The 13,838-nt window shown below is 64.9% G+C and carries 10 protein-coding genes; 6 read left to right on the top strand and 4 right to left on the bottom strand.

All coding sequences use genetic code 11. The features are described from left to right. Positions 1–467: 467 nt before the first annotated feature. Complete coding sequence (locus LPA34_RS05270; protein WP_228975642.1) at positions 468–1,865, top strand: sigma-54 dependent transcriptional regulator; 1,398 nt, start codon at positions 468–470, stop codon at positions 1,863–1,865. A gap of 178 nt (positions 1,866–2,043) precedes the next feature. Continuing rightward, positions 2,044–3,015, top strand: coding sequence for a thymidylate synthase (locus tag LPA34_RS05265; RefSeq protein ID WP_228975639.1), 972 nt, complete (start codon positions 2,044–2,046; stop codon positions 3,013–3,015). A gap of 107 nt (positions 3,016–3,122) precedes the next feature. On the opposite strand, the gene LPA34_RS05260 is transcribed toward LPA34_RS05265, so the two are convergent. Beyond that, complete coding sequence (locus tag LPA34_RS05260) at positions 3,123–5,642, bottom strand: DUF6600 domain-containing protein (RefSeq protein ID WP_228975638.1); 2,520 nt, start codon at positions 5,640–5,642, stop codon at positions 3,123–3,125. Between the two features lie 157 nt (positions 5,643–5,799). After that, a complete protein-coding gene (locus LPA34_RS05255; protein ID WP_228975636.1) occupies positions 5,800–6,519 on the bottom strand; it encodes an ArsR/SmtB family transcription factor in 720 nt (239 codons plus the stop codon). Positions 6,520–6,691: 172 nt separating this feature from the next. Here LPA34_RS05255 and LPA34_RS05250 point away from each other — a divergent pair, with 172 nt between their 5' ends. The 4 genes from LPA34_RS05250 to LPA34_RS05235 all read left to right on the top strand — a co-directional run bounded on the left by LPA34_RS05250 (position 6,692) and on the right by LPA34_RS05235 (position 10,186). Further along, entirely contained in the window at positions 6,692–6,838 is a 147-nt protein-coding gene (locus LPA34_RS05250) for a hypothetical protein (RefSeq protein WP_228975634.1), read from the top strand. A 130-nt stretch (positions 6,839–6,968) separates the two neighbouring features. Then, positions 6,969–8,225, top strand: coding sequence for an MFS transporter (locus LPA34_RS05245; protein ID WP_228975631.1), 1,257 nt, complete (start codon positions 6,969–6,971; stop codon positions 8,223–8,225). A 33-nt stretch (positions 8,226–8,258) separates the two neighbouring features. Continuing rightward, positions 8,259–9,440 carry a GlxA family transcriptional regulator gene (locus LPA34_RS05240; protein WP_228975630.1) on the top strand — a complete coding sequence of 394 codons (1,182 nt, stop codon included), beginning with the start codon at positions 8,259–8,261 and terminating at the stop codon, positions 9,438–9,440. Between the two features lie 227 nt (positions 9,441–9,667). Continuing rightward, positions 9,668–10,186 (top strand): acyl-CoA thioesterase, encoded by a 519-nt coding sequence (locus LPA34_RS05235; RefSeq protein ID WP_228975626.1) that lies wholly within the window; start codon positions 9,668–9,670, stop codon positions 10,184–10,186. A gap of 193 nt (positions 10,187–10,379) precedes the next feature. Here the strand turns inward: LPA34_RS05235 and fumC are convergent, their stop codons facing one another. Both fumC and LPA34_RS05225 read right to left on the bottom strand, forming a co-directional pair. After that, positions 10,380–11,780 (bottom strand): class II fumarate hydratase, encoded by a 1,401-nt coding sequence (gene fumC / locus LPA34_RS05230; protein WP_228975624.1) that lies wholly within the window; start codon positions 11,778–11,780, stop codon positions 10,380–10,382. A gap of 49 nt (positions 11,781–11,829) precedes the next feature. Next, positions 11,830–13,446 carry a phospholipase D family protein gene (locus tag LPA34_RS05225; protein WP_228975708.1) on the bottom strand — a complete coding sequence of 539 codons (1,617 nt, stop codon included), beginning with the start codon at positions 13,444–13,446 and terminating at the stop codon, positions 11,830–11,832. Positions 13,447–13,838: the final 392 nt, after the last annotated feature.

Here is a 13,838-nt window from a genome sequence, read left to right as displayed (position 1 = left end):
GCTTCTAATTGGCGTGATGGATGGATTAAGAAAACGACTGAAAATGTTTCAGGTCTGAAACGAGTGGCAGAAAATACCGGAGATTCCGGAAAGCAGCGGCGGGACGTGAAACGGGGTGAAAACGTTTAATCGTGTGATGGAATCGGTTTATTAACAGGATGCAGACAACCCGAATCGTCCGCTCAGCCTTACCTGTGGCGGAAGAGATATTTAATTTGCATAAATGTTTTCCCGGGCGGCGCGCGTATAGTAAGCTCTGGAAAACAGCAGCACATTTTAAAAATGTCCGGACCAGGGACGTCTCAATACACACACGCCGCTTTTCGGGGATCCGCTGTCCGCACGGAATGGAATGGCCGTTCGGTTTTTTGCCAACGCGAAATCCCGACGTGAGCCGGCGTGTCTGAAAACAACTGTTCAGGTACGTGCCGTCATCCTTAACGTTCGTTGACGAGAGGATCTGAATAATGGAATCCGCACCGCGGCAATTGATTTACGTGACTCGCGATCCAAGCGCGGACCTGAATTCGCGCTTTCACGAGCGCGGCTGGCATGTGGAAGTGGTCAATTCGGCGCGGGACGTTCGTCGCGCTGTGCGTGCCGGTACGGCAGCCGGCGGCCTGCTCGACCTGTCGAGCCGTTTTCAGCCGCATGAAATCGTCGGGTTCGAGTCGTGCCTGACGATGCCCAATGTCGGCTGGGTAGCCGCCACCACGCCAGGCCAGTTGCAGGATGCAGCACTGCGTCGTCTGGTGCGTGACTACTGTTTCGATTACGTAACGGTCCCGTATGCGGGCGATCGCATCGTCGATTCCGTCGGTCACGCTTACGGAATGATTTCGCTTGGCGAACCCGCCTCGAACGATGCCACGTCCACCGCTGGCACCGAAGGTGAAATGGTCGGTTCGTGCGACGCGATGCTCGCGCTCTTCCGCTCGATCCGCAAGGTTGCGATGACCGACGCGCCGGTGTTTATCTCCGGCGAATCCGGCACGGGCAAGGAACTGACGGCGGTGGCGATTCACGAACGCTCGGGCCGTCGCGCCGCGCCGTTCGTGCCGATCAACTGCGGCGCGATCCCGCCGCATCTGTTGCAATCCGAACTGTTTGGCTATGAGCGCGGTGCCTTTACCGGCGCGAACCAGCGCAAGATCGGCCGCGTCGAGTCGGCGAACGGCGGCACGCTGTTCCTCGATGAAATCGGCGATCTGCCGATGGAAAGCCAGGCCAGCCTGCTGCGTTTCCTGCAGGAAGGGAAGGTCGAACGGCTGGGCGGCCACGCGTCGACGTCTGTCGACGTCCGGATCATTTCGGCCACGCACGTCGACATGCATACGGCGATGATCGAAGGGCGGTTTCGTGCCGATCTGTATCACCGTCTGTGCGTGCTGCAGATCGACGAGCCGCCGCTGCGCGCGCGTGGCAAGGACATCGAACTGCTCGCGCGTCACATGCTCGAACGCTTCAGGAAGGATGCGAGCCGCCGTCTGCGCGGGTTTTCGCCGGATGCGATCGCGGCGCTGCATAACTACAGCTGGCCGGGCAACGTGCGCGAGCTGATCAACCGCGTGCGCCGGGCAATCGTGATGTCCGAGGGGCGTGCGATTACCGCACGCGACCTCGAGCTCGCGGATTACGTGGAGATCGTGCCGGTTTCGCTTGCGCAGGCGCGTGAAGCGGCCGAGCGTCAGGCCATCGAGCTGGCGCTGCTGCGTCATCGCGGGCGCCTCGGCGACGCGGCGCAGGAACTCGGCATTTCACGCGTGACGCTGTACCGGCTGCTGTGCTCGCATGGCATGCGACATATCGATGGCGATCCGATCGCCGTGCATGCGGATCTGCCCGCCACCATCCCGCATCTCTGAAGCGCATCGGGCGCTTCGTTCACCCTCATCCTCATCGGGAAGTTCGCCGGCATGCGCCGCGACCCCCTCGATCGACAGTAAAACAGCGCGGCCGGACGGGAGTCCGCCGCGCTTGCTAGAATCAGGGATTCTCTGCTGCCAAAAACGGGTGCGTCCGCGCCCGGCCGAAGGAACCCGAATGAAACAATACCTCGACCTCGTCCGCCAGATTCTCGATACCGGCACGTGGCAGGAAAACCGCACGGGCATTCGCACGATCAGCATGCCCGGCGCGATGATGCGCTTCGATCTGCAGCAGGGTTTCCCGGCTGTCACCACGAAGAAACTGGCGTTCAGGTCCGCCGTGGGCGAACTGGTGGGCTTCCTGCGCGCGTCGCGCAGCGCGGCGGAGTTCCGCGCGCTCGGCTGCAAGGTCTGGGACGCGAACGCCAACGACAATCCGCAATGGCTCGCGAACCCGTATCGCGAAGGCCCGGACGACCTCGGCGACGTGTACGGGGTGCAGTGGCGCAAGTGGCCGGCCTACAAGGTGCTGGACGCAGGCGCCACCGCACGGATCGCGGATGCGACCTCGCGTGGCTTCAGTATCGTCACGTCATTCGATGAAGGCGGCAGCCAGAAAGTGCTGCTCTACAAGGCGGTCGACCAGTTGCGCCAGTGTCTCGACACGATCATGCGCAACCCGTCGGACCGTCGAATCCTGTTTCACGGATGGAACCCGGCGGTGCTCGACGAAATCGCGCTGCCTGCGTGCCATTTGCTGTACCAGTTTCTGCCGAACGCGACGAAGCGCGAAATTTCACTCTGCCTGTATATCCGCAGTAACGACGTCGGGCTCGGTACGCCGTTCAATCTGACCGAAGGCGCCGCGCTGCTGCATCTGGTCGGACGGCTGACGGGCTACACGCCGCGCTGGTTCACGTATTTCATCGGCGACGCGCACATCTACGAAAACCAGCTCGACATGCTGCAGCAGCAGCTCAGGCGCGAGCCGTTCGACAGCCCTTCGTTCGCGATCAGTGAGCGCGTGCCGGCGTATGCGCAGACGGGCGTCTATGAGCCGGAATGGCTCGAGAAGATCGAGCCGTCGGATTTCTCGCTGGTCGGCTACCGTCATCACGAGCCGCTGACGGCGCCGATGGCCGTGTAGTCTCTTGTTCCGTTTCACGTCGTGCCGGCTGGGCATGACGAAAAACCCGCATCGCTGCGTGAGCCGATGCGGGTTTTTTCATGGAGTCGACGTTGACGAAAAACGTTTCAACCTCTCTGATGTTCCTGATGTTCGCCTCCGCCCGTGGCGTGCTGGTCCGGGTGTGGTTGCGCATGCGGCTGCTGGACCTGCGGCGGCGGTTGCGGATGAGGCTGGGGCGCTGGTTGTGGACGCGGCTGCTGCGCCTGTTGCGGATGAAATTCCGGGCGCGGCTGGGGTTGCGGCTGCGGACGCGGTTCTGGCCGCGGCTGCTGGGCCTGTTGCCGTGGTTGCGGCTGCGGATGAAACGCCTCGCGAGGCGGCTGCTGCACGGGTTGAGGTGCCGGCTGTGGCCGGGGCTGTTGCTGCGCGTGCATTTCCGGCGTGTGTGGCGCCTGTGCGGCCTGTTGAGGTGCGGGCTGCGGATGCGGCATTGATTGCGCCTGTTGCGGTTGATGCATCTGCTGCGCTTGCGGCGGCTGCGCCTGCGGATGGAATTCCTGACGCGGCTGCTGGGCGACGGCCGGATTCTCCGCATGATTCGGCGGTTGTGGCGCGCCGCGATCTGTCTGCGCCGGATGGCCCTGCATCGGACTGCCCGGCTGCTGCGGACGCGGGGCCTGCTGCGCCATCGGCGCATGAGGCTGCGTCCATGCCGGCTGCTGGCGTGGCTGACCGGCCGCTGCTTCTGGTTGCGGATGCGGTTGCCCCCCGTTCGGAACATTGCCCCAGACCTGTGGCGGACGCGGCACGCCGTTTGCCGGCTGCGGATGTGCGTTAGCCATTTGCGGAGGCTGACCCGGGTGTTGCGGGGCCGCGCCCGGCGCCCGCGCAACTGCACCGGGACGTTGAGGCGCCGTACCCGGACGCTGCGCCACCTGACCTTCACCGCGCGCTGGCGTCGCGCCCGGACCATGCGCCTGTACCACACGCACGTTCTGCGCCGGCGCGTCCGAGCCAGCCTGCCGCGGCCGGTTGCCCAGATGCGCCGGTACGGAAGTGCGCACCACCGGATTTCCCGCGTTCGGCACGCGTCCGCCGCTTCGCGCGAAACGTTGTGCGAGGTTGTCGTGATACACCGCCGGCATGACCGGACTACGGGTTGCGATGACGGGCCGTTGCGTCACGTTCGAAGGCGGCCTGGAGTTCGCGTTACGCATGCCGGGGTTGAAGCTCTCGCGAACCGGTGCGATGCCCGGGGTGCCCGGATTGATCCGCGCATTTCGCCACTGACGCGGATCGACCTTCTGCGCATAACGTCCCACCGGCTGACCATGGACGAACGCGGTCGCCGGGACGGCGGTCACGCCGCCGGGCGCGCGATAGTTGACATACGTGTTGTGGACGTTGATGTTCGTCACGTTCATCTGGCGGTTGTCATTGTTCACCACCACCGTCCGGTTCACGCGGTCGTAATAGTGCGGGCTCCAGTCGCCGCCGCGCGGATGCCACGGCTCACCCGGACCGAGCGGAAACCATGCGACGCCGGCGGCTGCCACCGCACCGCCGATCGCCAGATTCACGCCCCAGTTGAAATGACTGTCGCCACCGCCCACGAACGCGACGAGGGCCGGCGCATACACCGGCGGCTCTGCTTCGACGATCGGCCCCGGCGCCCACGCCCACGCATTGTCGACATAAGCCCAGCGGCCATAGTGATACGGCGCGAAACCCCACGGCGCGTCGTCGATCCATGTCCAGCCCCACGGCGCCTGCCAGATCCAGTGGCCGTCGCGATACGGCGCCCAGCCCGTCGGCACCGCGTTCGGTACCCACACTTCGCCGTATTGCGGATTGTCGCGCCACGTGCCGTTGGCATCGAGATCCTGATAGCCGGGAATGTCGCGCGATACGTAGCGCGCCGATACCGAGCGGTCTTCGGCCGCGTCGCGGCTCGATGCCCACTGATCGAATGCATCAGGCTGCGGCGCGCCGTTGTCGGCGGTCTGTTGCAGGTTCGTACCGGTGAACGTCACCTGCTGGCCGGCCTGCACGGGCACCTGTGCGTTGTCTCCATACACGGTTGCCGCGCCGCTGCGCACGGTGACGGTCGTACTGCTGCCGTCCGGCGCGACGTCGACGCGGTAATCGCCAGCAGCGCTCACGCCGAGCGCGAGGTTCGGCGTGTCGATCTCATACGTCGAACCGGCCGGCAACGAACGCACACGCGTCGACAGCGTGCCCTGCGCGACCTTCAACTGGGCGTTGCTGTCATCGAGATTCAGGACGTCGAGGCTCGTCGATTCGCCGAGGCGAACCGCCGTCGAGCCGAGATGCAGTTCCGAACGCGCGCCCTTGTCGTTCCAGAGCTGGTCGCCGGTGGTGAGCGGCCGGTTGATCTGCGCGTACGACCAGTCGGTTGCACCGGCGGGCTGGGTGGTGACCGTGCCCGCGGTGTAGTTCAGGCGCGCGACGCGTCCCGGCGGATCGTTCTGGGCCGTCTGCGGCGCCTGTGCATCGGGCGGGGCGTCCGGTGGCGCGGCCTGCGCGAACGCGGCCTGGGCAGCAAGGGAAAACGGCACGGCGGCGAGGAGGAGATAACCCGTGATACGGCGGAGCGCAAGCAGGTGTGGTGTGAGTGTGTTCATGTGTTCTCTCCATCGGATGCAGCCGCATGGCCGCATCCTGTGAAGTCACTCTACCTGCCGTGCCTGTATCAAGGCGCGCTCATTTGTAAGTCTCGCCGGGAGGCCTGTAACAAAATTTATCGACGGTCGCGCGCAGCGGAAAATCCGGCCCGCCGCCTTATTGCGCGAGGAACTGGTCGAAGTGGCGCCGTCCGGCAGGCGTGATTCGCAGGATGCGCGGCCGCTCCGTGCGTTCGACCCAGCCGTGCGTCTTCCACGCTTCGAGAAGCGCCGCGCCGAGCGCGCCGCCCAGATGCGGCCGGCGTTCGCTCCAGTCGAGGCAGGTGCAGGCGAAGCGTCGCCGCCGCGCCTGCTGTCCGCCGACGTCGATGCCCCAGCCCGCGAAGCGGGCCGTGCCGGCGGGCGTCGCGTCGAGCGTGTCGCCGTTCTGCGTGAGCAGACCGTCGCCGACCATCCGTTCGAAAACGCGCACCGCGAGCTCACCGGCCATGTGGTCGTAGCACGTGCGCGCGTAACGCATGTCGACCGGCACCGTGCGTGCGGGACGCAGCACCGGACGCTGCGGCGCCGTGGCCTGCGCGACGTTGGCGAGCGCTTCGATCGTGGCGGCGATTTCCGGCGAAGCGATCCTGAAATAGCGATGCCTGCCGCGCACTTCGAGCGCGAGAAGGCCGCCATCGGTGAGCCGCGCCAGATGGGCGCTGGCCGCCGACGGCGAGAGACCCGCGATCAACGTCAGTTCGCCGGCGGGCCTGGCGCTGCCGTCCATCAGCGCCCACAGCATCGCGGCGCGCCCCGGATCGGCAAGCAGCGCGCCGAGCCGGCTCAGACCTGGGAAATGGCTCTGGCCGCGCTCGTCGAGCAACGGATTGGACATGGCGTCTCCACATGGGTAGCGGCCGATAAGGCGCGCGATGACCTCACTTTAGCGCGGCATCGCATTCCATGTTTCACGATGAGGCGAAATGTCGAATGCAATGCCGCTACCGGGTGCGGGACGTCCGCCAGGCTAGAATCGGATCCTCTTCTCGCCGGACAGCAAGGCAGTCATGAAACGCTATTTCGCCATTGCCGCAGCCGCGTTTGCGGTGCTTTGCGCTGGCTGCGCACAGGGCGGCGCGAGTTCCTCGCAATCGGATTCGAGCGGTATCACGATGTACGGCACCATCGACGAAGGCGTCACCTTCCATAAATAATCGCAACCGCGATGCCGTGGCCGGTGGAAACGACTGGTCTGGCTGGAATTGATGCATCATTGGCATTCCTGCCATCGACGGGCATGTGACGATCAGGACTTTCGTCACCTTGACCGCATGAGGTTCGCCAATGTCGCCCAACGCTGCTGCTTTTTCATCCACGGTTCCGGATCCGCGCCCGTCCGACGCCAGCGGCCGGCGCGGCGCGCGCGTGCTGGCGGTATGCCAGGCGCTTTATACGTCGTCGGTGTCCATCGATCTGACGTTGACAGGGCTGGTCGGCTACACGCTCGCCGACGACAAGGCGCTCGCGACGCTGCCCTTTTCGCTGATCACCGTCGCCGCCGCGCTCACCACGATTTTCGCGTCGTTCCTCATGGCCCGCGTCGGACGGCGCGCGGGGTTCGTGCTGGGCGCGGGCGTCGGGGCGGCGGGCGGCGCGATCTCCGTGTATGCGATCTTTCATCACAGTTTCTGGGCGTTCTGCGCCGGCACGGCGACGGTCGGCGTGTTCCAGGCATTCGCGCAGTACTACCGGCTTGCCGCCGCTGACGCCGTCGGCGGCGAGGCGAAAGGCCGCGCGATCTCGACGGTGCTGGCGGGCGGCGTCTTCGCCGCGGTGGCCGGCCCGGCGCTTGCCGCGTGGAGCCGCGACTGGCTCGCGCCGGTGGCGTTCGCCGGGTCGTATGCGCTCGTGACCGTGTTTGGCCTCCTGTCGATCGTGCTGCTCGCGCTGTTCTACCGGGATCACGTGCCGGCCCACGCGAGCGCGGCCGTGACCGCCGAGCCGGCGCGACCTCTCGGGGACATCGTCCTGCAGCCGGTTTTCCTTGCCGCGCTGGCGAACAACGCGCTCGGTTATGCCGTGATGATGTTCGTGATGACAGCGACGCCGATCGCGGCACTCGCCTGCGGACACACGATCGGAGACGGCGCGCGGATCATTCAATGGCACCTTGTCGGCATGTTCGCGCCGTCGTTCTTCACTGGGCGACTGATCCGGCGCTTCGGCGTGCTGCGTGTGATCGGCGTGGGCATCGTGCTGTCGGCGCTGTGCGCCGTGATCGCGCTTCGTTCGACCGACCTGCCGCACTTTTATGCGGCGCTGGCCTGTCTTGGCGTCGGCTGGAACTTCATGTTCGTGGGCGGCTCGACGCTGCTGTCGCAGTCGTACCGGCCGTCCGAACGCGCGAAGACGCAGGCCACGAGCGAATTCACGACCTTCGCGTTTTCCGCGCTCGGATCGCTTTTCGCGGGACAGCTGCTCGCGCACTTCGGCTGGGCCGTGATCAATGCGGCGATCCTGCCGTTGCTCGGCGTTGCCGCGCTCGCGGCGCTCGCCTTTGCGTGGTCGCGCTCGCGCGTCGTCGCGGCTGCGGCTTCCTGATTGCTGTTCCGACTGGACGACAAGCCTGCTCACATGAATGCTTCTGTCACACCTGTTTCAATGGTTCGCCACATCGTGATCGCCGTGGCGCCCGATCTCGTGCTGCTCGACGCCTGCGGACCGCTGGAGGCGTTCTGGCGAGCCGAGCTGACGCTCGCCGAGGCTGCGCGAAAAGCGGCCGTTCCGGACGCAACCGGGATGCCGGCGCACGAGCCGGTTGCCTATCGCCTGACGGTGGCGTCGATCGAAGGCGGTGTCCTGCAGACGTTTCCGGGTTTGCCGGTCGTCACGCAACGGCTCGATGCGCTGGATGACGAACCCATCGATACCGTGATCGTGTCCGGTGTGCCGATCGACGAGCGGATCGCGCTGCAGCCCGAGCTCGTCGCGTGGCTCGCGCGTCGCGCACCTCGCGTGCGCCGCGTGTGTTCGGTGTGCACCGGCGCGTTTTATCTGGCGGCGGCGGGCCTTCTCGACGGACGCCGCGCGACGACGCACTGGCGCGATGCCGAACTGCTCGCACGGCATTTTCCGAAGGTGCATGTGAATGCGGATCCGATTTTCATCCGCGATGCGCGGGATTTGCGCGTTGCAGGCGACGCGTCCGCGCGGCGCTCCGGAGGTGATCCGAGCGATGCGGATGATGCGCGCGGCGGGCAGGACGCGGCCATGTCCTCGCGCGACGATGAAGCGCACGACCCGCGGCAGACGCACGCGGTCTGGACTTCGGCGGGCGTGACCGCGGGCATCGACCTCGCGCTGGCGCTGATCGAGGAAGACGTCGGTCACGCGGTCGCGATGCAGGCCGCGCGGCGGCTGGTGGTTTTCATGAAGCGTCCCGGCGGGCAGTCCCAGTTCAGCGCGGCGCTGGCCGCGCAGGCAACGGCCGGCGGCCCGTTCGACGCGCTGCATAGCTGGATGGCGGTCAATCTGCGCGACGATCTTTCGGTCGAGCGGCTGGCCGGTCAGGCGCGCATGAGCCCGCGTACCTTCGCGCGACGCTACGTCGAGGAAGTGGGGCGTACGCCCGCGAAAACCGTTTCATCGATGCGACTCGAAGCGGCGGCACAGTCGCTAGCGGCTTCGCGCGCGCCGCTCAAGCGGATCGCGCTCGACTGCGGCTTTGGCAGTGAACAGAATTTAAGACGTGCGTTCATGCGAAGGTTCGGGGTGTTGCCGCTTGATTATCGCGAGCGGTTTGCGTCCGCTGCCTGAAGGGTTTTGACGTATCTGACGGCGTGCACGGTGCGTTGAACCGCTTGTGACCCGTGTGCAGACGGTTCAGGTCACGCGGCCGGTGCGTTTTGTGCGCTCGTGCGTTCGTGCGCTTGTTCGTTTGTCTTCGCGCACAACGTGGTATCTCCGGATCGTGTACCGCGCTGTTTCTGGCACTCGTATAATCGGCTCCTTTCGATAATCTCAATTCCCGAACGGAGTGCAGGATGAGTAGAGTCAAGACCCACAACCCTGCGGCCCCGATGGACCGTTCCGAAACCACCTTCCGCTTTCTCGCCGAGCCGACCTCGGTGAACTTCGGCGGCAAGGTTCACGGCGGCGCGCTGATGAAGTGGATCGACGAAACCGCCTACGCGTGCGCGGCGGTCTGGTCGAGCCGCTACTGCGTGACGGTAAGCGTCGGCAACATCCGTTTCCGTCGTCCGATCCTGGTCGGCAATCTGGTCGAACTGCGCGCCCGCGTCGTCGCGACGGGCCGGACCAGCATGCACATTCACGTGTCGGTGCAGGCCGGCGACCCGAAGGGCGGCGAGCTGCTGCAGACGACTGATTGCCTCGTCGTGATGGTCGCCGTCAACGAGAACGGGCACCCGATTGGCGTGCCGTCGTTCGAGCCGGAAACCGACGAGCAGAAACGCCTTGCGAAGTACGCGATGGACGTCAAGGACGCGCTCGATGCCATCGTCGAACTGAAGCCTGAAGAGGTGGTGAAAGGCGCGGTTTGATGGGGCGTCGCTGCGGGCCCTGAACGCGCGCGCCGGGTGAGTGCGCGTGGCCTGAGCCTGCCAGGTAAAGACACCAGTAAGGACACCAGTAAAAAACGCTGCGCCGGTTCACGCCGGCACGGCGTTTTTCGTATCGGTATCCGGGCCGGAGATCAGGCATCGGATCCGGCAAAAGATCGACCCCAGCCGGACGTCAGGTCTTGATCGTGCCGACCATGTCGGCTGGCTTCACCCAGTCGTCGAATTGCTGTTCTGTCACGTGACCGAGCGCGAGCGCCGCGGCTTTGAGTGTCGTGCCTTCCTTGTGCGCTTTTTTCGCGATCTGCGCGGCCTTGTCGTAGCCGATGTGCGGATTGAGCGCGGTGACGAGCATCAGCGATTCGTTCAGCAGCGTCTCGATACGGTCGTGGTTCGGTTCGATGCCGACCGCGCAGTTGTCGTTGAAACTCAGCGCGCCGTCAGCGAGAAGCCGGATCGATTGCAGCACGTTGTGGGCGATCATCGGACGGAACACGTTGAGCTCGAAATTGCCGCTCGCGCCGCCGAAGTTCACGGCGACGTCGTTGCCGAACACCTGGCAGCACAGCATCGTGAGCGCTTCGGACTGCGTCGGATTGACCTTGCCCGGCATGATCGAGCTGCCCGGTTCGTTCTCCGGAATCGACAGCTCGCCGAGGCCGCAGCGCGGACCGCTCGCGAGCCAGCGGATGTCGTTCGCGATCTTCATCAGGCTTGCGGCCACCGTTTTCAGCGCGCCGTGCGCGAAGACGAGCGCGTCCGCCGCAGCCATCACTTCGAACTTGTTCGGCGCCGACACGAACGGCACGCCCGTCAGCTTGCCGATCGCAGCGGCGACCTTGCCGGCGAACTGCGGATGCGCGTTGAGGCCGGTGCCGACGGCCGTGCCGCCCTGCGCGAGTTCATACAGATGCGGCAGCGCCGATTCGAGATGCTTCGCGCACTGATCGAGTTGCGCGACGTAACCGGAGAACTCCTGACCGAGCGTGAGCGGCGTCGCATCCTGCAAGTGCGTGCGGCCAATTTTCACGATGCCAGCGAACGCTTTCGCCTTCGAGTCGAGGGTATCGCGCAAGGTCTTCACCGCCGGCAGCAGATTTTTGACGATGCCGACAGCCGCCGCGATGTGCATGGCCGTCGGGAACACGTCGTTTGAAGACTGCCCGCGGTTCACGTCGTCATTCGGATGCACCTTGCGTGCTTCGCCGCGCTCGCCGCCGAGCAGTTCGCTTGCCCGGTTCGCGATCACCTCGTTGAGGTTCATGTTGCTTTGCGTGCCGGAGCCGGTCTGCCACACGGCAAGCGGAAATTCGTCGGGGTGCTTGCCTGCGATGATTTCGTCGGCGGCTTCGATAATCGCGCGGGCTTTCTTTTCGTCGAGTACGCCGAGGCCCTGATTTACTTCCGCTGCCGCGCGCTTGATGATGGCGAGCGCGGTAATCAGTTCGGGCGACTGCTTTTCAGTCGAGATCTTGAAGTTCTGCAACGAGCGCTGCGTCTGGGCTCCCCAGAGTTTTGCATTCGGCACGGCGATTTCGCCAAACGTGTCGCGCTCCATCCGTACATCTTCAGTCATGATTCAACTCCACTTGAGAAAGTGTTGCGGCGCGCGGCACTACCGCACGTCAAAGCTGGCTGTCGACTGGCAGCAGCATGAAAATTCCCGTCATCAGGTTCCTGTAAAAACCGGCGCCCGGATCCAGATTCCAGGTGCGTAACTGGCCTTCGACCTCGCCGGTCCAGACAAGGTCGCTCGGCGGCGCATCCGTTGCCTTGAGCCGCGCAAGCTGCGCGGGCGTGGCAAGTTCCACGCGATAGCTGACCGACGGAGCCGTTGCATGGTCGAAGATCGTTGCCAGCTGCTCCGCGAGCGGCCGGCTATGGATCACGAGCACCAGTTCCGTGTTGAGATTCGCGGAGCGCGGATCGAGATTCATCGAGCCGATCACAAGGATCCGCCGGTCGATCACGAATGTCTTGGCGTGCAGGCTCGAGTGCGAGGCCGAACCGATGAAATTGACCCGCGATCTACGCTGTTCCTGCTGCGGCATGAATTCGTAAAGCTCGACGCCGTGCGCGAGCAACGGCTCACGATATGGACTGTACCCGGCCTGCACGGCGACTGCATCGGTGGCTGCAAGCGAGTTCGTCAGCACGGCAACCCGCACGCCACGCGCCGTGAGCTCGCCGAGCGCCTTGACGCCGGCATCGTGTGGCACGAAGTAGGGCGACGTGATCAGCACTTCTTTCTGCGCCGCGTTCGTGAGCGCGATGACGCGCTCCAGCGGCGGGCTTTTGTAGTCGGGCGAAGGATGCGTGATCTTGTCGGGCGTGTCGGCCTTGAATTCGGCTTTCGCCCACGTGAGCCCGAGTTCGTCCTTCTGGATCTGCGAGGCAAGCGGCGTGGCGTTGAGCGGTTTCGCGTTATACGGATCGGCGTTGGCGCGCCAGTGTGCCCGCAGTTCGTCGCGCATCGCATCGAGATCGGCGGCGTCGAATTTCTGCTTGTTGAGCGCGCGTAGCGGGTACGAGGCACTGCTGTTCCAGTACGCGTCGAAGCTTGCCGAAATGTCATTCGTGACCGGGCCTGCCGCGAGCACATCGATGTCGCGGAACTGCAGCGTTTCGCTCGCGCTGAAGTATTCGTCGCCGAGATTGCGGCCGCCGACGATCGCGAGCTGGTTGTCCGCGATCATGGCCTTGTTGTGCATGCGCCGCGTGAAATGGTCGAGCTGCGTCAACACGTTGCTCGTGCGCTCGTAGAAGCTTTCCTGCGCCGAACCGAACGGATTGAAGACGCGGATTTCGATGTTGTCGTGGGAATTGAGCGCGGCCATCACGCGATCGATGTCCTTGAAGTTCAGGTCGTCGACCAGCATGCGCACCCGCACGCCGTTATCGGCCGCGTAGAGTGCGGCGGCGAGCAGCAGCTTGCCCGTGGTGTCCTCATTCGCGATGTAGTACTGCATGTCGAGCGTCTTCGTCGCGGCGCGGGCGAGTGCGATGCGCATCTGCAGCGCGTCGGTGCCGCTCGCCAGCACACGGAAGCCGGATTCGCCGGGATGCGTGCGTTCGAGCGGGGCGAGCGCCGCGCCGAGCGCGGTGGGTTCCGACGCCGGCAGCGCGTGCGTGATGTCGCGATGAAGATCGGTTGCCGGTGGGCGCGTCGCGCAGCCGCTGACGAACGCAAGGAACGCACACGCGAATGCGAGGCGCAGGCTGGCGGCCCAAGCGACGTAAATATCGTGAAGCCGAACGCTGTTCTTGTTGCTGTTGTATCCCGGCACCTTGGCGCTCTCCCTGTGAAACGGCTGCTACCGCCTGGCAACTGGCGTACCGCGAGTCACCGCCGCAGCCTGAAAAGCATTCTAAGGGGAATCGGGCGGCCAGACCCACCTGGCCGTTCGGCAGATTGTTTGCGCCGGCGCGTCGCTTCAGAATGCGTGAACGCGTCGGGCGGATGGGGTGGTCGAGCGGTGACGGGCACGTCACGGGAAGGCGTGGGGAAAGGAAGGGTAACGCGAAGTGCGGCGAACAGGCGGAATCGAAGGGTAACGGAGGACGCAGCGCCGGCGGCAAACACACGGCAACAGGCTTGAGGATCAGCCGCCGCCGTGTGAGCGCGGTCATCGGG

The organism is Paraburkholderia gardini (assembly GCF_907164575.1).
In the GTDB taxonomy this organism is placed as follows: domain Bacteria; phylum Pseudomonadota; class Gammaproteobacteria; order Burkholderiales; family Burkholderiaceae; genus Paraburkholderia; species Paraburkholderia gardini.
Note: the sequence above shows the minus strand (reverse complement) of the source record. Positions and strands in the feature narration are given on the sequence as shown.